Origin of the sequence: Trinickia diaoshuihuensis (assembly GCF_003390925.1) — a bacterium.
GTDB lineage: Bacteria > Pseudomonadota > Gammaproteobacteria > Burkholderiales > Burkholderiaceae > Trinickia > Trinickia diaoshuihuensis.
On record NZ_QUBS01000081.1, the window covers coordinates 21,204 to 39,540 of the forward strand.

Here is an 18,337-nt window from a genome sequence, read left to right on the forward strand (position 1 = left end):
CCACACCCAAGCTACACATATGAATCTCGCTGATGCCGTTCATGCACGCCATACCGTAAAAGCGTACGAGGCTGGCAAGTCTTTGCCCGATGCGCAAGTCGAGACGCTACTGACTGCGCTGCACCAGTCACCGTCTTCCGTCAACTCGCAGCCATGGCATTTTGTCGTTGCGTCGACGGCCGAGGGCCGCGCTCGGATCGCCGCCGCGACGACGGGTGCCTATGCCTACAACGAACAGAAAGTAATCAACGCCTCGCATGTGATCGCGATGTGCATGCGGATCGATCTGGACGATTCTCACTTGGAAGCGATTCTCGAGCGCGAATCGGCGGACGGGCGCTTCAAGACGCTCGAGATGCGTGCGGGCCAAGATAAATCCCGCCGTTCATACGTCGATATGCACAAGTACGAACGGCGCGATACGGCGCAGTGGATGGAAAAGCAGGTCTACCTCGCACTCGGCGGATTGTTGCTCGGCGCGGCGGTGCTCGGTATCGATGCGACGCCCATGGAAGGCTTCGACAGCCGGGCGCTCGATGCGAGCCTCGGTCTGCGCGAGCGGGGGCTGACGAGTGTCGTCCTTGTTTCGCTTGGCTATCGTAGCGACGAAGACTTCAACGCCGGCTTGCCCAAATCCCGCCTGCCGCGCGATCAGGTCTTCACGTTTATTTGATTGGCTCAGGCGTTCTGCTGAAGGCTTGCGGCGGCGTTCTCGCCGCCGTCGTCGTATTCGACGAGCCGATTGATCGGCTCGTGTGCGCTTTTGGTCGCGGCCGCCTCCTTCATCGCTAAGCATATCGGCTGAAGTCCGCCGACTGGCCTTTCAAGGGCTGTCGCAGGCTACTTGGCGCAACGGCTGGTACCGCGCGCAAATAGACAGCCCCCGAAGCAACAACCGTGTCAATCCGGAAACACCGGCTCGCCGAGCGTCAACATGAGGCGGTTTGCCCACGCGAAGATTGCGACCGTATGGTTCAGATCGAAAATCTCGGCCCGCGTCAGCCCGGCTTCGATGAGCGCATCGATCGATGCGGAACCGATCTCATCGGGATGCAAAGTCAGATCGATCGCATAACGGATAATCGCGCGCTCGCGCGGCGTCGTGCCGGCCGTCTCGGGATCGGCAAAAATCTCGCGGATCACGTCGTCGCGCTTCGCGAGCTGCTGGAATCGCTGCGCGTGGACGGAGGCGCAGTACACGCAGCCGTTCACGCGCGACACGACCGTGCTCGCCAACTCCCGCTCGGCGCGCGGCAGGCCGCCTGGCGCGTACATGATGCTGTTGAATGCCCCCGAGCGTTGCCGCAAGATCTCAGGCTCGTGCACGAGCAGCAGATAGTAATCGGAGGTCTTGGCCTGCGGATGACTGGCTTCGAGGACGGCGGTCTGCCCAGGCGAAGCGTCGGCCAGTGCGACGGTGTCGAGCCACGCGGACCATCCCAGCGTTTCCGAAGTGAAGGCGTGCGGCGCGCTCATGCGGTGGCCTCCAATGCGCGCAATCCGGCGATAACCCGTACCTGATAGCTAACGAACGCAACCAGTTGCGAGAGAGCGACGACTTCTCGCGTGCCGAGCCCTGCTTGCCGCAGACGCGCGAGCGCGGGCTTGCCGGGTGGCGGCTCGAGTCGCGCCAGCGCGTGGGTGTGCGAAAGGATTGCGTTGATGCGCGGGTTGTCGCCAGCATCGAAGGAAGCCGAAGCGGGTTGTCCACCGAGTGCATCGCCGCTCGCCACAAGCCGTTCCAGAAGCGCCGACGTTTCATCGCCCGCTGCGGACCGCACTGCGTGCAGACGTTCCCGATAAGCGCGCGCCACGTCGGGCGCCGCCGCCACGTGAGCCGCATAACTGGCCGCGGCGAGGCGTTCTTCGAGCGAGAGGCCCGTTGCATTGCGATCGAATAGGGCGTCGTGGCTACCTTGAGTAAAGCTCGTCACATCGGCACGCGCCGCACGCAGCGCTGCGACGGCGCCGTCGGGAGCGAGGCCCGCGAGCGTGCCGACGAGATCGCCGTTGATGACCGGCTCATTGACTGGTATCGCCATGTGTCCTCCTGTAATGGATTTTTCGGTCGCTAAATCACAATTCGCTCGTGACGACGGGGCGCGACATGTCGGCGTCGGCATCCGTCCATTCGTCTCCGAGCAGTTCGGCCTTGTCGAATGCTTGCAAGGCCGCGAAATGCTGTTCGCGGTCGGCATCGAACAGCAACGAGGCAATGCCGCGCGCGAGCCGCTGCGCGCCGTCGCTGATCGCGGGGATGTCGCCGGCGACCTTGCCGTGCGACAGACTCGCCGCATGATTGAAGCAGTGGATATGGCGCAGTGACGGGCAACTGCCCGGCACACGCTCCTGAAATGCAAGATTCGAATCGAGGTCCGGCGACGCCGCCAGTTCTTCGTTCGCGAGTTCCGGGCTCGGGTCGAAGCGATCGCGCCAGCGCCGCACATGGGGGGCAATCGACGCGAATTCGCTGCGCGTGTCGATCTCGGAATGAAACCCTGTCGCGAAGATCAGATAGTCGAGCGCGTACGTTCCCTTCGGCGTGTCGAGGACGATCTCGTCACCCTCCACGGCCGCGGCGAGCAACGGACTGCCGAGATGAAGGTGCGCATGAGCATGGCGCGTCACGCGCAGCACACTGTCGCGCGGCGCGGGCGTTTGGGATTGCGCCGAATAGTGCAGGAAGCGCCATTTCCACTCGTCGGGCAAATGTTGGAAGCCGTGCACGAGTCCCGGACTGCCGATGCCTGTCAGCTTATTGATGCGCGGCATGTCGCTGCGGCGGATGAACATGTCGACGCGCGCCGCACCGGATTCGAGTGCGACCGCCGCGTTGTCGAACGCGGATGCGCTGCCGCCGACCACGCCGACGCGCTTGTTACGCAGTGCGTCGAAGTCGATGGCGTCCGAGGAGTGCGCGTAAAAGGGTGCGGGCAGCGTGCCGGCGATCGGCGGTAGGTAGGCGCCGCCGAGGCCTTCGCGTCCGGTGGCTAGGATGACGTGTCGCGCGAGGACGGTTGGCGTGCGCGCCGCATCTTCCGCGCGCTCGGCCGCCGCCGGCTGCAAATGCAGCGTCCAAAGGCCATCGGTACGCGGCTCCAGAAGGGCGAGACGCGTGTCGTTCGTTACCGGCAGCGCCAGCACGTCGCGATACCACCGCAGATAGTCCATCCATTGTCCGCGCGGGATCTTGTTCAACGCGTCCCATTGCGCTCGGCCGAACTGCGCCTCGTACCAAGCGCGGAAGGTGAGGGCGGGCAAGCGCAGCGCCGGGCCCGTCAACTGTTTCGGGGAACGCAGCGTATTCATTCGCGCATACGTCACCCACGGGCCTTCTTCTCCCGCGCCGGCTTGATCGAAGAGCAGGATGTTGTCGATGCCGAGCAGACGCAGTTCGGCCGCGGCGGTAAGCCCGGCCATGCCGCCGCCGACGATCGCGACATCGAGGACGCGCTCGTTTTCTGCGAACCGTGGCGGAACCCACGCGGGAGAAGGCAGGTCGAGCCAGGAGAGATCTTCTCGAAGGCGCGCTTCGAGCGCGGCGAGTCCGGAGGCCATCGTTTGCGTTCCGTTGGTTGCATTCATACTTCGGCTCCAGCCGTGTGCCGCGTCGAACGTTTGCTGTTCCTTGCGGGCTTTTTGACGGGTTCGGACAATAGCGTGTCGTGCTGGCCGGCTTCGTGGCGCGTGGCGCCCGGCAGCAGCTCATGCGAGACAGCGTCGATGGCGGCGATCAGCGCATCGAGCGCCGGCGAGCGTGCCTTGTCCGCCGACGTCGCCACGCCGTAGAAAAACGGAATGTGCACGTCGAGCTGCCGCGCGACCACGCCTTCCACCGGCGTGCCGAACGCGGTGGCCGGATCGACGACGGCCACCGCGAAGTTCGCTTGCGCGGCCATGACCGCGTTCAGCGATGCGTTGCTCTCGAGCACGATGGCCGGGGCGAACCCAGCGGACTCGAATGCCCGGTCGATGCGGCGGCGCAAGCGGTAGAGGTTCGCGACGGTCGCGATGCGGCGCGGTGCGAGGTCGCTCCACTTGACGATGGGCGCCGCGGCCAACGGATCGTTGCGGCCGACGACCGCCACGCACGGCGCTTCGATGACGTAGTGCAGCCGCAGCGCATCATGGTCGAGCGGCAGCGTCGCGATGCCGACATCCACCGCGCGCGAGAGCAGTGCCTGCACGACCTGCTCGGCCGATGCGCTGCGCACGTGCGTTTCGCAAGGCGCAATATGCGCCTCGATCTTGGCCAATGCGCGGGGGACGAGCGCCGCGGCAAGCGCGGGCGTCGCGGCGATGCGTAGCGGCGGAGCTTCGTCGCGTCCGATGGCGAGCGCGCTAGCGCGTATCCGTTCGAGCCCGACTAGCGCGCGCTCCACTTCGGCATAGAGCAAAAACGCGCGGTCGGTCGGGGCGACGCGAGGGCCGTTGCGGTCGAACAGCGCGTAGCCGATCTCGTGCTCGAGGTCTTGAATCGTGCGCGATACGCCCGGTTGCGAGCGGCCGAGCAGACGCGCGGCCCCGGTGATACTGCCCGCCGACATGACGGCCGAAAATGCTTCTAGCTGATGCAACTCCATGTGCTCATCCACCCATGTGTTGCACGCATTGTAGGGGCCGTTGTATGCGCAATTCTTATAATAAATTCGGCTATCGAAAGGCGGAATCGGCACGAAAGGGCCAAGCCCCACGCATTGCATGGTGGCGGATTGCCGTCGAATGGCAACGCAGTGCGGTGCGCAAACCCTTGTCCAATAAGGAATTGCTGGGATACAAGAATGACGAGGCGCCGGATCGAAGCGTTCATTGCTCTTATTCCGATAAGCATTTCATCGAAAAGCGAATATCGATCGTCGCTTATCTTGTTTGGGTTGCTTTCGGCCGACATGGTTACATCGCATCACATCATCATTGGAATGCGTGAGATCAACATGTCGATAGAGTCGAAGGTAAAACCGGGCCGTCCGTTGCATCGTGTGTTGTTGGCCTGGGCCTTGAGCATGGCGGCTGCTTGGCCGCTCGTCCAGTCGAACGTGGCGCATGCGGCCGGCGATCCGTACTGGGTTGGCGTGACCGGCCCGTTGAGCGGACAGGATGCTCAATACGGCGAGCAATGGAAGCGCGGCTTCGACCTCGCGCTGGAGCAAATCAACGCGAGCGGCGGCATCAACGGTCATCCGCTCGCGTACGACTTCGAAGATAGCCGCAGCGACCCGCGCCAGGCTGTCGCCATCGCGCAAAAGTTCGTCGACGACAAGCGCATCCTGCTCGAGCTGGGCGATTTGTCGAGCGGCGCCTCGATGGCCGCGTCGCCTATCTATCAGCGCGCGGGACTCGTGCAGTTCGGTTTCACGAACTCGCATCCGGACTTCACGAAGGGCGGTGATTTTATGTGGAGCACCGCGATCAGCCAGGCTGAAGAGCAGCCCTTGCTGGCCGACTACGTCACTAAAGGGCTCGGCTTCCGCAAGATCGCCGTGCTCTACCTGAACACTGACTGGGGCCGCACGAGCAAGGACATCTTTGCCAAAGCCGCGGCGGCCAACGGCGCGCAGATCGTCGCAGCCGAGGGTTATCAACCCAACGAAAAAGACTTTCGCGCGACGCTGACGCGCGTGAGAAGCGCCTCGCCGGATTCGATCGTACTGATCTCGTACTACTCCGACGGCGCGCAGATCGTTCGCCAAGCACGCGCCTCGGGCGTGCGCGAGCCCATCGCGGCGGTGGGCTCCGTGTACTCGCCGAAGTTCATCGAGCTAGGTGGCGAAGCGGTCAACGGTGTCTACACGGAATCGAACTTCTTCCCCGGCGATCCGCGCCCCGAAGTGCAAAGCTTCGTGCAGCGTTATCGCGCCCGCTACAACGCGGATCCGGATACGTTCGCAGCGCGGGCTTACGACGCAATGACGCTCGCGGCCGAACTGATTCGCCGGTATGGCGCGACGCGCGGCGGCGTGCATGACGGCTTTGCAAAGATCGATAACGTACCGAGCGTGATCTTCGGCAAATTCCGCTTCGATCCGCAAACGCGCCGCGTGGCCGGCGCGAAGAATCTCGACCTCGTCGTGAAGGGCGGCAAGTTCGCGCTGTGGGACGGCGCGAGCGCGCCGCACGCTCAGTAATCCACCGCATCGATCGAGGCTTTGTCATGGCAGCGTGGTTCGACTACACCATCAACGGGCTTATCGTCGGCAATATCTATGCGCTGCTTGCCGTCGGCCTCGCGTTGATTTTCGGCGTCTCGCACCTCATCAATTTCGCACACGGCTCGGTGTATATGGCGGGCGGCTTCATCGGCTGGCTGTGCCTCGCGCGGTTGGGCTTGCCGCTGCCCGTTGCATTGCTCGCCACGGTAGCCGGCTGCGCGCTGCTCGGGATCGCTATCGAACGTATCGGTCTGCGGCCGCTACAGGGCGCCGCGCGCATTGCGCCGCTACTCGCAACGATCGGCATCAGTTTCGTGCTCGATCAACTGGCGCAGATCGTGTTTGGCCCGGATCCGCGCGCCGTGCCCGGCTCGTTGCCCCAATGGGCCGTGACGATCGGCGGTGCATCGCTGAACTCGCTGGATCTGCTGATCGCGGCGATCGGCGTCGGCGCGGCCGCCGTACTGTACGCGTTTCTGCGCTTCACGCGGCTCGGCTGGGCCGTGCGAGCGACCGCGCAGGATCGCGATGCCGCCCAGCAGATGGGCGTGAACGTGCATGCGGTGAACCGCACGGTGTTCGCCATCGCATGCGGCCTCGGCGGACTCAGCGGCCTGCTGGTCGGCATGTACTACAACAGCATCGATCCCGCGATGGGCTTTCAGGCGACGCTAAAAGGCGTGGTGGCGTTGTTGATCGGTGGCCTCGGCAACGTGCCCGGCGCGATCGCGGGCAGTCTGCTGCTCGGTCTCGTCGAGAGCTATGGCGTTGCGCTGTTCGGCACGAGTTATCGCGATTTGTTCGCCTTCGCGCTGTTATTGCTGTTTCTCGTGCTGCGTCCCAATGGGTTGTTCAGTGCGAACCGCCGCTTGCCGCCCGAACCGTTGACGGGAACCTTTCTCTCGAACCGGCAAGCGGTGCGTCTCTCGCCGCGCATAGTCGGCGTGCTCGTTGCGATCGCCTTCGCGTTGCCGCTCGCGGCCCCGTTCCCCTATCTGTTGCAGACGCTGACGAACGGCTGGGTGTTCGGATTGCTGGCGTTGAGCCTCACGCTCGTGGCGGGCACCGTCGGGCAGATCTCGCTGGGGCATGCCGCGCTGTTGTTGATCGGCGCGTATGCGTCGGCGCTGCTCTCGGGGAATCTGGGTTGGTCGCCCGTGTTGACGATCGTGCTGGCCGGCGGCATGACGGCAGCCATCGGTACGCTTTTGGTCTATCCGTCGTTTCGACTGCGCGGGCACTATGTGTCGATCGCGACGCTCGGGATCGGCGAGATCGTCGGGCTCGTTATCCTCAACTGGGACGGCCTGACGCGCGGACCGATCGGCGTGACCGGCATCGCGCCGTTATCGCTCTTCGGCCGGCCGCTATCGGATGCGCGCTCGGCCTACTGGTTCACGCTTGCCGTGCTCGTCGTACTGGCGTGGCTGCAACTGCGGCTGTTGCGCTCGCACCTAGGGCGCACATGGCGCGCGATTCGCGAAGACGACGTCGCCGCGCGCGCATACGGCGTGAGGCCGAACCGCTACAAGGCGATCGCGTTTGCGTGCGGCGGCTTGTCGGCCGGTATCGGCGGGGCGATCGCCGCGCACTTGTACAGCTACATCAACTACCAAACGTTCGATTCCCAGGTCTCCATTCTTGGCCTCACGATGGTGATCCTCGGGGGCCTAGGCAACGTGCCGGGCGCCATAGTGGGCTCCGTGGCGCTCGTGGGGCTTCCCGAACTGATCCGCTTCGCAGCCGACTACCGGATGCTGGTCTACGGCGTGGTGTTGCTGTTGCTCGTTCGTTTCCGCCCGCAGGGGCTGTTCGGTACCGTTTGAGGAGAGTGCGATGACGATTGCCGGCAACGAGGGGCGTCCCATCTTATTCGACGTTCGGCATGTAACACGCCGTTTCGGCGGCCTCACGGCCGTCAACGAAGTGAGTTTCGACGTCGCCCAAAGCGAGTGCGTGAGCGTGATCGGACCGAATGGCGCGGGCAAATCGACGCTGTTCAATCTGCTCGCCGGAACGGACAAACCCGACGAGGGCATCGTGCGATTCGACGGCGAAGACGTGACGGGCTATCCGCCCGACGACCTCGCCAGACGCGGCGTGGCGCGTACCTTCCAGCATGGGCGCGTGTTCGGCAACCTCTCGGTGCTCGACAACGTGTTGATCGGCGCGCACTCGCGTCTTACCGTCGCGCGGCCCGGCTTGCCGTTGATCGGCGCGATTGCCGAGGTGTTCCGCGCGCTTGCGCCAAGAGCGGCAGTACGCGACGAGGAGGAGCGTCTGCGCGACGAAGCGAAGCGCGTCCTCGCGCGCTTCGGCACGCGGCTGTTGCCGCGCATCGATGCGCCCGCGCACAGCCTGTCATACGCCAACCGGCGGCGTGTCGAAATTGCCCGCGCGCTGATGCTTCATCCTCGCATCCTGCTGCTCGACGAGCCGACCGCGGGGATGAACGAATCCGAGACGGCGCAGATGGAAGAGCTCCTGCTCGAACTGAAGCGCGAAGGGCTCACGATTCTCTTGATCGAACACAAGCTCGACCTCGTGATGCGTCTCTCGGACCGGGTGATCGTGCTCGACGACGGGCGCGAGATCGCATCGGGGATGCCCGAGGAAGTCCGCGACAACCCACTCGTTATCGAGGCGTATCTCGGGCACCGCCATCTCGGCCGGCAGACCGGCCACCCAGTGCACGCCGCGGCCTGAGCCGCCTGCCCGCGAGCGATCGCACGCCCAACATAGTCTTACGCGACACGCGCCATGACGGATATTCAGCTCAAACTCGACAGCATCGATACGTTCTACGGACAAAGCCAAGTCCATTTCGGCGTGAGCCTCGCGGTGCCGCGCGGCGAAATCGTGTGCCTGCTCGGCGGCAATGCGAGCGGGAAGTCGACGGCGATGAAGGTGATCCTCGGGCTGCACAAGCCGCGTTCTGGAGACGTCGTGTTCGGGGGGCAATCGTTGAAGGGAATGCCGACAGCGCAAATCATTCGGCGCGGCATTGCATCGGTGCCGGAGGCGCGTCGTTTGTTTAGCGACATGACCGTACGCGAGAACCTCCTGATGGGCGCGTTCTCGCGCGGCGATCGCGACGGCATTGCCGACGACTACGAGCGCATGCTCGACCTGTTTCCGCGCGTGAAAGAACGGCTCGCCCAGCGCGCCGGCACGCTTTCCGGCGGCGAGCAGCAGATGGTGGCGATGGCGCGCGCCTTGATGAGCCGGCCGTCGCTCGTCTGCATGGACGAGCCGACGATGGGGCTTTCTCCGCTCTACGTCGATAAGGTCCTCGAACTGATCCGCACCGTGAACGAACAAGGCGTGACCTTCTTCATGGTGGAGCAGAACGCGAGTCTCGCACTGCAGATCGCGCACCGTGGGTATGTGCTGCAAACAGGGCGGGTCGTGCTATCGGGCGATGCGCGCAGCTTGCTCGGCGACCAACGGATACGCGACGCCTATTTGGGCGGCGCGCTGGCTGCGGAAACGGCGTCTTGACGATGCGCTGCATATGACCGGCGCCGCTTTGCTCGTGACGATTTTTTCGTTCACTGCAAAGCATGCCATTGCTAAAGTCACGGCTCGTTGCACGCGGAGCATGCCGACACGGCGCACGCGGTAAGGCAAAAAATATCAAAAAGGGTTTGTCCACATGAAAATCAAATATCTCGGCGCCGCGGTCATGGGGTTGATGCTCGCCGTCTCCGGCGTTGCGCATGCCGATCGTCTCGACGACATCAAGAAGGCGGGCGTGCTACGCGTCGCAACGTTCGACAGCAATCCTCCGTTCGGTTTCGTCGATCCGAAGAGCAACCAGATCGTCGGCCTCGACGTGGATTACGCGCGCGCCGTTGCCGGTAAGCTCGGCGTGAAGCTTGAAATCCAGCCGACCAATCCGGCGAACCGCATTGCGTTTCTGAAATCGGGCAAGGTCGATCTGGTTTTTGCGAACTTCACGATTACCGACGAGCGCAAGAAGGAAGTCGACTTCAGCACGCCGTATTTCGCGTCGGGCACGCAGTTCATCGCGAAGAAAGGCTTTCTCAAGAACCCGCAGCAATTGAACAGTTTGCGCATCGGCGCCGACAAGGGCACGACGAACGAGCAGCAGGTGCGCGCGCAGTTCCCGGGCGCAACGATCGTGGCCTATGACGACACGCCGTTCGCGTTCGCGGCGCTGCGCGCGGGCAACGTGCAGGCGATTACACAAGACGGCCCGAAGCTCGTGGCGCTGCTCGCCAATGTGCCGGACAAGGCCAATTACGAAGTCTCGCCGTTCACGATATCGAACGACTACGAAGGCGTCGGCGTGCCCAAGGGCGAAACGCGGCTCGTGACGTTCGTCGACGGCACGCTCAAGGAACTCGAGGCCAACGGCACCGCGGGAAAGATCTACAACCATTGGTTTGGTCCGGCAAGTCCCGCACCGTTGCCGCGCTTGTTCAAGATCGGCGATCCGCAAAAGAGCTGATTTCATAGCCCCGAATAGAAGAATATCGAATGAACGGCTGGCTGGCGCCGAAGTACGCCGAATGGCTTGCGCGCGGTTTTCTCACGACGTTGACATTGTCGGGTTGCGTGATCGTTACGGCGACGCTGGCCGGGTTCGTGCTGGCGCTCGCGCTCGATCCGCGCATCGTGCGAAACCACGCCGTTGCGCGCGGGGCTGCCTCGTACGTGCTCGTGTTCCGCAATTCGCCGCTGCTGGTCCAATTGCTCTTCTGGTATTTCGGCGCGGCCACGCTGCTGCCGCCAAACTGGATGGGGTGGCTCAATAGCGCGCATTCGTTCAACTTGGGGCCCATTACGCTCACCTGGCCGTCGTTCGAGTTCGTGGCGGCGTGGGTTGGACTCACCTGCTATTCGGCCACGTTCATCGGCGAGGAGTTCAGGGCCGGTATCCGCGGCGTGAAGCCGGCGCAATATCAGGCCGCGGCGGCACTTGGGCTGACGCCGTTCGCCATCTTCCGTTACGTGATCCTGCCGCAAGCGCTGCGAATCGCCACGCCGCCGCTTGCCGGTCAATACATGAATATCGTGAAGAATTCGTCACTCGCCATGGCGATCGGTCTCGCGGAACTCTCCTATACGTCCCGTCAGGTGGACACCGAAACCTTCAAAACGTTTCAGGCGTTCGGCGCCGCGACCGTGCTCTATATCGTCACCATCGCGGCGATCGAAGCCATGCTGCTCGTGCTGAAGCGCCGCGGCGCTCCAGGCTGGCACGGGGAGCAGGCATGAGCACGTTCGAATGGTGGCCGACGTTGCGCTACTTGCTGCTCGGCACATTTCCCGAGGGGCCGCTCGGTGGCGCGGCGCTGACGATCGCGATGTCGATCGTATCGGCGCTGCTGTCCGCCGTCGTGGGACTCGCCGGCGGCATCGCGCTGTCGATGACGCGCGGCGCGCTCCATCTGGCGATGACCGCCATCGTCGGCTTCTTCAGGGCCATTCCGGTGCTGATGCTGATCTTTTGGACGTTCTTCCTGATGCCGATGTTGCTGCATATCGACGCGCCGGGAATCGCAACCGTCATGTGTGCGTTGGCATTGATCGGCGGCGCCTATCTCTCGCACTCGGTGCATGCCGGTATCGCGGCGGTGGGGCGAGGGCAACAGCAGGCCGCGCTATCGCTGGGCATGACGCGCTGGCAGGCCCTGCGTCATGTGTTGCTGCCTCAGGCGGTTCGGATGATGGCGCCATCGTTCGTGAACCAGTGGGTGTCGTTGATCAAGGACACGTCGCTGGCTTATATCGTCGGCGTCCCGGAGTTCACCTTTCTTGCCAATCAAGTGAACAATCGTCTGATGGTCTATCCGGCCCAGATCTTCTTATTCGTCGGATTCGTCTATCTGCTGCTTTGCTCGGCCATGCAATGGTGCGCGGCACGTGTGCTCGATCGCCGGCCGGGGGCCAATCGCGCGCACGCCGCGCTTCTTTAGAAATGAAAATTTATTGGTTCGTCGTGGATCGGCGCGCGGGCATGATCGTTTCCTGATGGCTATAGACGGCTTGGCGCTGATTTATCCAAGCAACGACCTCAGGAGGCGCAATGGCAGCAGTACTCGAAGAGCGGCCGGTCCAAACCGTGCTCGCAGCGGCACGCGAACAGGCGGAAAAAGAAGGGCTGGCCTATGGCGGCGGCGTCGCGCCGCGCGATGCATGGGCCTTGTTTTCGCAGGGCGGTGCGGTGTTGGTCGACGTCCGTACCGCCGAGGAACGTAAGTTCGTCGGTCATGTGCCGGGCAGCGTGCACGTGCCCTGGGCGACCGGAACGAGCTTGACGCGCAATCCGCGCTTCGTGCGCGAACTCGAGGCGAAGACAGGCAAGGAAGCGGTCTTGTTGTTGCTGTGCCGCAGCGGCAACCGGTCGGCGCTCGCGGCGGAAGCGGCGGCGAAGGCCGGCTTCGCGAATGTGTTCAACGTCCTCGAAGGTTTCGAAGGCGCGCTCGACGACGCGCAGCACCGCGGCCGCCAAAACGGTTGGCGCTTTCACGCGCTGCCGTGGGTGCAGGATTAGCGCGCGCGTGCGGTGAATCGTTCGGATGCATCACGGGGATGGCAGGTGCGATGCGTTGCGGACGGGTCTTGCTCAGCCACTTGCCGACGATGAATCATAAGGAGATCAGCCTGTGGCCGTATTCGATATCGATGCAATCGTGGGATCGCTCCATACGGTTCGGCAACGATGGCGCGACGAGCAAAAGCGCGCGCTGGAGCCGGGCGGCCGCGACTTGCCCTCGCGCGATGCGTTGTCGGAAGTGCTCGACGCCCTGAAGGGCGTGCTCTTTCCGATGCGGCTCGGGCCGCCGAGCCTGCGTCAGGATAGCGAGAACTTCTACGTCGCCCATGCGCTCGACGCCGCATTGCACGGCCTGCTCGCGCAGGCCCGGCTCGAATTGCAGTACATCGCGCGTCGTGAGGGCAAAGACAGCGACGCTGTGGAGGCGCGCGCGCTGCAAGCCGTGCGCGCGTTCGCGCAGCGCTTGCCCGAAATCCGCGCGCGGCTGGACAGCGATGTGATCGCGGCATATCACGGCGATCCGGCGGCAGGTAGCGTCGATGAGGTGCTGCTTTGCTATCCCGGCGTACTCGCCATGATCCATCACCGTTTGGCGCATGAGCTCTACGGGTTGGGGTTGCCGTTGCTGGCGCGTATCGTGGCCGAGCTTGCGCACGCGCAGACCGGCATCGACATCCATCCGGGCGCGCGGATCGGCGCAGGTTTCTTTATCGACCACGGCACGGGCGTCGTGATCGGCGAAACGTCGATCATCGGGCAGCGCGTGCGCGTTTATCAAGCGGTGACGCTCGGCGCCAAGCGCTTTCCGCTCAATGCAGACGGTCACCTCGAAAAGGGTCTCGCGCGTCATCCCATCGTCGAGGACGACGTCGTCATCTACGCCGGCGCGACGATCCTCGGCCGCGTGACGATTGGCCGCGGTGCGACGATCGGCGGCAACGTGTGGATTACGCAGGACGTCGCACCGGGCACCCACGTGACGCAGGCCAGCTTGCGCAGCAAATCGAGCCGGGCCGCGGGCGCCGTGCTCGCCGCAGCGGCGGCGGGAGCGCACTCATGACCACGCTCGTTCGGAACTTCGGGGCCGCGGTGCGTGCACTGCGCGAGGCGCACGCCTGGTCGCAAGAGCAGCTCGCGGAGCACGCGGGATTGAACCGCTCGTATGTCGGCGAAATCGAGCGCGGCACGGCGATCGCGTCGATCGTCACGGTCGACAAACTGGCCCGCGCGCTCGACGTTCCCATCGCGACGCTGCTCGGCGTGCCGCCCGAAGCAGCGGCGGTCGCGCCCGCCCCCGCGTTCCCGGGCAGTACCGGCCGGTGACGGCTATAGCATGTTGAACGGTATTTTGAGGCTCTCGATAATTCCCAGCGCTAATAAGCATTCCCGCATGTCTTCTATCGACCTGGAGCCTCAGAATGTCGACGATCGTGAGCGGCCCGACCGCGCTCGGCGATAACGCAGCACGGCAACTCGCCAATGCCACCAAGACCGTCCCGCAACTTTCCACCATTACGCCGCGTTGGTTGACGCATCTGCTGCAATGGGTCCCCGTCGAAGCGGGCATCTATCGCCTAAACCAGGTGAAGAATCCCGAAGCCGTGCGCGCCGCCTGCACGGCACGCGAAGACGAAGGAACGCTGCCGACAACCTTCGTACCTTACGAAGAAAATCCGCGCGAATACTTTCTCAATGCCGTGAGCACGGTGCTCGACGTGCATACGCGCGTGTCCGATCTCTATAGCAGCCCGCACGATCAGATCAAGGAACAGCTTCGCTTGACGATCGAGACGATCAAGGAGTTGCAGGAGAGCCAGCTCATCAACAATCCGGACTACGGCTTGCTCGCGAACGTCGATGAAGAACAGCGCGTCTTTCCGCTGACGGGCGCGCCGACGCCCGATGACCTCGACGAATTGCTGACGAAAGTCTGGAAGGAGCCGGCGTTCTTTCTCACGCATCCGCTTGCCATCGCCGCATTCGGCCGCGAATGCACGCGTCGCGGCGTGCCGCCGCCGACGGTCAATCTGTTCGGGTCGCAGTTCCTCACTTGGCGCGGCATTCCGCTGATTCCGTCGGACAAGGTTCCCGTCGCCGACGGCAAGACGAAGATCTTGCTGCTGCGCGTGGGCGACAAGCGCCAAGGCGTGGTCGGTCTGTATCAGCCGGGTGTCGCGGGCGAGCAAGGCCCGGGGCTGTCGGTGCGCTTCATGGGCATCAACAATCAGGCGATCGCGTCGTATCTGATCTCGCTGTATTGCTCGCTCGCGGTTCATTCGCCCGATGCACTCGCGGTGCTCGATGACGTGGAGATCGGCAAGTACCATGACTACCCTGACACCTACCGGTAACCTGCGCGCAGGCGACGCAGTGGGCGACGTTCCCTCCGCCACGGTGCCGACCGGGCTTCCCGATGCCGATGCGATTGCCCGCCTTGCCAATGCATTTTTCTCGACGCTGCCGGGCAACGTCGCGCCGGAGCAAGGTACCTCGGCCATAGGTGGCCTGCCGTCCGCATGGCCGGCCGCCGTGCCGGTCCTGTCGACGGTCACCAATCCGGCGCCGGCCGGGTCGCCGCTTGCCGGTCCCGGTGGTACCGGCACCGGCGTGCCGGGAGCCTCGCTGCCCGCGGGGCGCGTGCCGGGCGCCAATCTCTTGCCGTCCGCGCCCACGCATGTGCTTGCGCTCGGCAACCGCGCACCGGCTTTGACGCCGCACGCCGCCGCGCAAACGGGCGTGCCCGATAACGTCGCCACCATTGCGCCCGCGCTCGAGCCGCGCGTGGGCGGTGCCGCGCTCGGCGTCCCGCCGCAGACGCGTTCGCCGGCCGTTGCGACTGAAGGCCCCGCGGCGGCATCGGCTGCGTCGGATTCGGCCGCGCCAAGTGCGCCTTATTACTTCATCGGTGCCCCCGAACATGGCTGGCAGCGCCCCGCGCAGGACATCGTCGTGCCGTCGGGCGCGCTCGCGCCGCAATCGTTCGGGTTGCCCGCCGAAGACGATTTGCGTTCGCTGTTGTCTATCCACCGCTTCAAACCGGGTGTCGAGCCGCATCGTCAAGCGCCCGCCAACGTGCCGTACTTTCTCGACGGCGAGCACGCCGCGCTTCGCTCGCATGGCGCGGGCTCGGCCGTTCCGGCTGCGCACCCGCCGTTCGACGTCAACGCGATTCGCCGCGATTTCCCGATCCTGCGGGAACGCGTCAACGGAAAGCAGTTGGTCTGGTTCGACAATGCCGCGACGACGCAGAAACCGCAGGCGGTCATCGATCGCCTCGCGTATTTCTACGCGCACGAGAATTCGAACATCCATCGCGCCGCGCATGCGCTGGCGGGTCGCGCGACCGATGCCTACGAGAATGCCCGCGCCATCGCGCAGCGCTTCATCGGCGCGGGATCGCCCGATGAGATCGTGTTCGTGCGCGGCACGACCGAGGCCATCAATCTGATCGCGAAGACGTGGGGCGTGTGCAATGTGGGCGAAGGCGACGAGATCGTCGTATCGCACCTGGAACATCACGCGAACATCGTGCCGTGGCAACAATTGGCCGCGCAAACGGGCGCGATACTGCGCGTAATACCGGTCGACGACTCGGGCCAAGTACTCCTCGACGAGTACCGCAAGCTGCTTTCGAGCCGCACGAAAATCGTGGCCGTCACGCAGGTATCGAATGCGCTTGGGACCGTGGTGCCGGTGCGGGAGATCGTCGAACTCGCGCATCGAGCGGGCGCGAAGGCCCTCGTGGACGGCGCACAGTCGGTCTCGCATATGCGCGTCGACGTGCAGGCGCTCGATGCGGACTTTTTCGTGTTCTCCGGCCACAAGATTTTCGGGCCGACCGGTATCGGCGTGGTCTACGGCAAGCGGGCCGTACTCGACGATATGCCGCCCTGGCAGGGCGGCGGCAATATGATCGCGGACGTGACTTTCGAGCGTACGGTGTTTCAGCCGCCGCCCAATCGTTTCGAGGCGGGTACCGGCAATATCGCGGACGCGGTTGGACTGGGGGCCGCGCTGGAGTATGTCGAGCGGATCGGCATCGAGAACATCGGGCGCTACGAACACGACCTGCTCGAGTACGCGACGAGCCGCCTCGCTCCGGTGCCGGGCGTGCGGCTGGTGGGTACGGCGCGGGACAAGGCGAGCGTGCTGTCGTTCGTGCTCAAGGGCTATGAAACGGAGGAGGTCGGACGGGCGCTGAACGAAGAGGGCATCGCGGTGCGCTCGGGCCATCATTGCGCTCAGCCGATTCTGCGTCGTTTCGGGCTAGAAGCGACCGTGCGTCCATCGCTCGCGTTTTACAACACGTGCGACGAGGTCGATGCGATGGTGTCGGTCATCCGGCATCTGTCCGCACGTAGGGCCTGAGCCGCGCGCTCGGGCCGTCTTTGAAGGGGGGAGGTCGTCGATTCGATGACCTCCCCCCGTCTCTACGTTCGATTGCGCGTTCGTCGCCCCAATACGCGTTGCGAACCCCAATCCGTCTACCGTCATTTCCTTCGCTCGAAACATCAGTTCGCCGATGCCGATACGGCCGTTAGCATCGTTCGTCTGATGCGCAATTCCGTCCGATCGGGCGGCACACGTCGCTTACTCCAGAGAACCGACCAAACCGGGGAACCATCATGAAGCAACCGAAGCGCGCCGCTTTCGCGCGCGCACGGGCGGCCGTTGCCGCGTTTATCGCCATCGTCTTCACGATGACGCTCGGGGCGATCGCGTCGAGCGTCGCTCATGCCGCGGACGCCGTCCCGGCGGAGCTGAAGCTCGACTACGCGTATTACTCGCCGGAAAGCCTCGTGATCCGCCATTACGGCTGGATCGAGCAAGCGTTTGCGCCGGATCATACGAAGGTCACGTGGGTGCTCAGCCTCGGGAGTAACCGAGCGCTCGAATACTTGAACAGCGGAGCGATCCAAATCGGTTCGAGCGCGGGACTCGCCGCGGTGCTTGCCAAAGCGAACGGAAATCCCATCCGTACCGTTTACATTTTCTCGAGACCGGAGTGGACGGCGCTCGTCGTGCGCAAGGACTCGACCATTCAGTCGCTCGCGCAGCTCAAGGGAAAGAAGATCGCCGCGACGAAGGGCACCGACCCGCATCTGTTCACGTTACGTGCGTTACACACGGCGGGCCTGTCCGCCGACGACGTGGAGATCGTCAATCTCCAACATCCCGATGGACGCACGGCGCTCGTCAACGGGCAGGTGGACGCATGGGCCGGGCTCGACCCGCATATGGCCGCGGCGCAAGTGGATAACGGCGCGCGCCTCCTGTATCGGAACGTGGACTTCAATACGTGGGGCTTTCTAAACGCGCGCGAAGACTTCATCCAGCAGTACCCGGGCGCGCTTGCTCGCGTGCTGAAGGTCTATGAGAAGGCACGGCTTTGGATCGCCGCGCATCCGGACGAGACCGCGCAAATCATCGCGAGCGAATCGAAGATTTCGCTGGCGGTCGCCAAGCTGCAATTGAGCCGCAACGATTTCAGTCAGCCGCAGCCTGGACCGAAGCAAATTGCCGCGCTGAAGGCCGCGGCGCCTATTCTCACGCAGGAACAGTTGGTGAAGCCGGGCACGAACGCGGAGCAGGTCATCGATGCGCTGATCGACGTCGGGCCCGCTCAGGCAGTGATCGCGTCGACGGGTACGCCGTAAAGGAT

At 64.1% G+C, this 18,337-nt stretch carries 19 protein-coding genes; 15 read left to right on the forward strand and 4 right to left on the reverse strand.

Annotated features, from left to right (window positions below):
• Positions 1–19: 19 nt before the first annotated feature.
• Positions 20–673, forward strand: coding sequence for an oxygen-insensitive NAD(P)H nitroreductase (gene nfsB / locus DXT59_RS18375; RefSeq protein ID WP_116138297.1), 654 nt, complete (start codon positions 20–22; stop codon positions 671–673).
• A gap of 227 nt (positions 674–900) precedes the next feature.
• Here the strand turns inward: nfsB and DXT59_RS18380 are convergent, their stop codons facing one another.
• Genes DXT59_RS18380 through DXT59_RS18395 form a run of 4 tightly spaced genes read right to left on the reverse strand, consistent with a single transcriptional unit; the run spans position 901 to position 4,583 of the window.
• On the reverse strand, positions 901–1,476 hold the full coding sequence (locus DXT59_RS18380) for a peroxidase-related enzyme (RefSeq protein ID WP_116138298.1): 576 nt from the start codon (positions 1,474–1,476) through the stop codon (positions 901–903).
• Positions 1,473–2,042: a CMD domain protein gene (locus tag DXT59_RS18385; RefSeq protein WP_116138299.1), complete on the reverse strand. Its 570-nt coding sequence runs from the start codon at positions 2,040–2,042 to the stop codon at positions 1,473–1,475. Before DXT59_RS18385 ends, DXT59_RS18380 begins: the two co-directional genes overlap by 4 nt.
• Positions 2,043–2,076: 34 nt before the next feature.
• Complete coding sequence (locus DXT59_RS18390) at positions 2,077–3,558, reverse strand: NAD(P)-binding domain-containing protein (RefSeq protein WP_116138648.1); 1,482 nt, start codon at positions 3,556–3,558, stop codon at positions 2,077–2,079.
• Positions 3,559–3,581: 23 nt separating this feature from the next.
• Positions 3,582–4,583 (reverse strand): LysR family transcriptional regulator, encoded by a 1,002-nt coding sequence (locus tag DXT59_RS18395; protein ID WP_116138300.1) that lies wholly within the window; start codon positions 4,581–4,583, stop codon positions 3,582–3,584.
• Positions 4,584–4,627: 44 nt separating this feature from the next.
• Here DXT59_RS18395 and DXT59_RS18400 point away from each other — a divergent pair, with 44 nt between their 5' ends.
• From DXT59_RS18400 to DXT59_RS18465, 14 genes are all read left to right on the forward strand, one after another.
• Positions 4,628–4,927, forward strand: a complete 300-nt coding sequence (locus tag DXT59_RS18400; protein ID WP_116138301.1) for a hypothetical protein — start codon at positions 4,628–4,630, stop codon at positions 4,925–4,927.
• A 76-nt stretch (positions 4,928–5,003) separates the two neighbouring features.
• Complete coding sequence (locus DXT59_RS18405) at positions 5,004–6,125, forward strand: ABC transporter substrate-binding protein (RefSeq protein ID WP_240324590.1); 1,122 nt, start codon at positions 5,004–5,006, stop codon at positions 6,123–6,125.
• A 26-nt stretch (positions 6,126–6,151) separates the two neighbouring features.
• Complete coding sequence (locus tag DXT59_RS18410) at positions 6,152–7,975, forward strand: ABC transporter permease (RefSeq protein WP_116138302.1); 1,824 nt, start codon at positions 6,152–6,154, stop codon at positions 7,973–7,975.
• Positions 7,976–7,985: 10 nt separating this feature from the next.
• Positions 7,986–8,855, forward strand: coding sequence for an ABC transporter ATP-binding protein (locus DXT59_RS18415; protein WP_116138303.1), 870 nt, complete (start codon positions 7,986–7,988; stop codon positions 8,853–8,855).
• A 54-nt stretch (positions 8,856–8,909) separates the two neighbouring features.
• On the forward strand, positions 8,910–9,650 hold the full coding sequence (locus tag DXT59_RS18420) for an ABC transporter ATP-binding protein (protein ID WP_116138304.1): 741 nt from the start codon (positions 8,910–8,912) through the stop codon (positions 9,648–9,650).
• A 154-nt stretch (positions 9,651–9,804) separates the two neighbouring features.
• On the forward strand, positions 9,805–10,623 hold the full coding sequence (locus tag DXT59_RS18425; protein ID WP_116138305.1) for an ABC transporter substrate-binding protein: 819 nt from the start codon (positions 9,805–9,807) through the stop codon (positions 10,621–10,623).
• 29 nt (positions 10,624–10,652) lie between these two features.
• The gene (locus DXT59_RS18430; RefSeq protein WP_116138306.1) at positions 10,653–11,393 is read left to right on the forward strand and encodes an amino acid ABC transporter permease; all 741 of its coding nucleotides are present in this window, start codon (positions 10,653–10,655) and stop codon (positions 11,391–11,393) included.
• Entirely contained in the window at positions 11,390–12,094 is a 705-nt protein-coding gene (locus tag DXT59_RS18435) for an amino acid ABC transporter permease (RefSeq protein WP_116138307.1), read from the forward strand. The genes DXT59_RS18430 and DXT59_RS18435 overlap by 4 nt, the downstream gene beginning before the upstream one ends.
• Before the next feature lie 110 nt (positions 12,095–12,204).
• Positions 12,205–12,672, forward strand: a complete 468-nt coding sequence (locus tag DXT59_RS18440) for a rhodanese-like domain-containing protein (protein WP_116138308.1) — start codon at positions 12,205–12,207, stop codon at positions 12,670–12,672.
• Positions 12,673–12,784: 112 nt separating this feature from the next.
• The gene (epsC, locus tag DXT59_RS18445) at positions 12,785–13,735 is read left to right on the forward strand and encodes a serine O-acetyltransferase EpsC (RefSeq protein ID WP_116138309.1); all 951 of its coding nucleotides are present in this window, start codon (positions 12,785–12,787) and stop codon (positions 13,733–13,735) included.
• Positions 13,732–13,998, forward strand: coding sequence for a helix-turn-helix domain-containing protein (locus tag DXT59_RS18450; RefSeq protein WP_116138310.1), 267 nt, complete (start codon positions 13,732–13,734; stop codon positions 13,996–13,998). The genes epsC and DXT59_RS18450 overlap by 4 nt, the downstream gene beginning before the upstream one ends.
• 95 nt (positions 13,999–14,093) lie before the next feature.
• On the forward strand, positions 14,094–15,026 hold the full coding sequence (locus DXT59_RS18455; protein WP_116138311.1) for a family 2A encapsulin nanocompartment shell protein: 933 nt from the start codon (positions 14,094–14,096) through the stop codon (positions 15,024–15,026).
• The gene (locus DXT59_RS18460) at positions 15,001–17,043 is read left to right on the forward strand and encodes a family 2A encapsulin nanocompartment cargo protein cysteine desulfurase (protein WP_116138312.1); all 2,043 of its coding nucleotides are present in this window, start codon (positions 15,001–15,003) and stop codon (positions 17,041–17,043) included. Before DXT59_RS18455 ends, DXT59_RS18460 begins: the two co-directional genes overlap by 26 nt.
• A gap of 332 nt (positions 17,044–17,375) precedes the next feature.
• Positions 17,376–18,332, forward strand: a complete 957-nt coding sequence (locus tag DXT59_RS18465) for an aliphatic sulfonate ABC transporter substrate-binding protein (RefSeq protein ID WP_240324591.1) — start codon at positions 17,376–17,378, stop codon at positions 18,330–18,332.
• Positions 18,333–18,337: the final 5 nt, after the last annotated feature.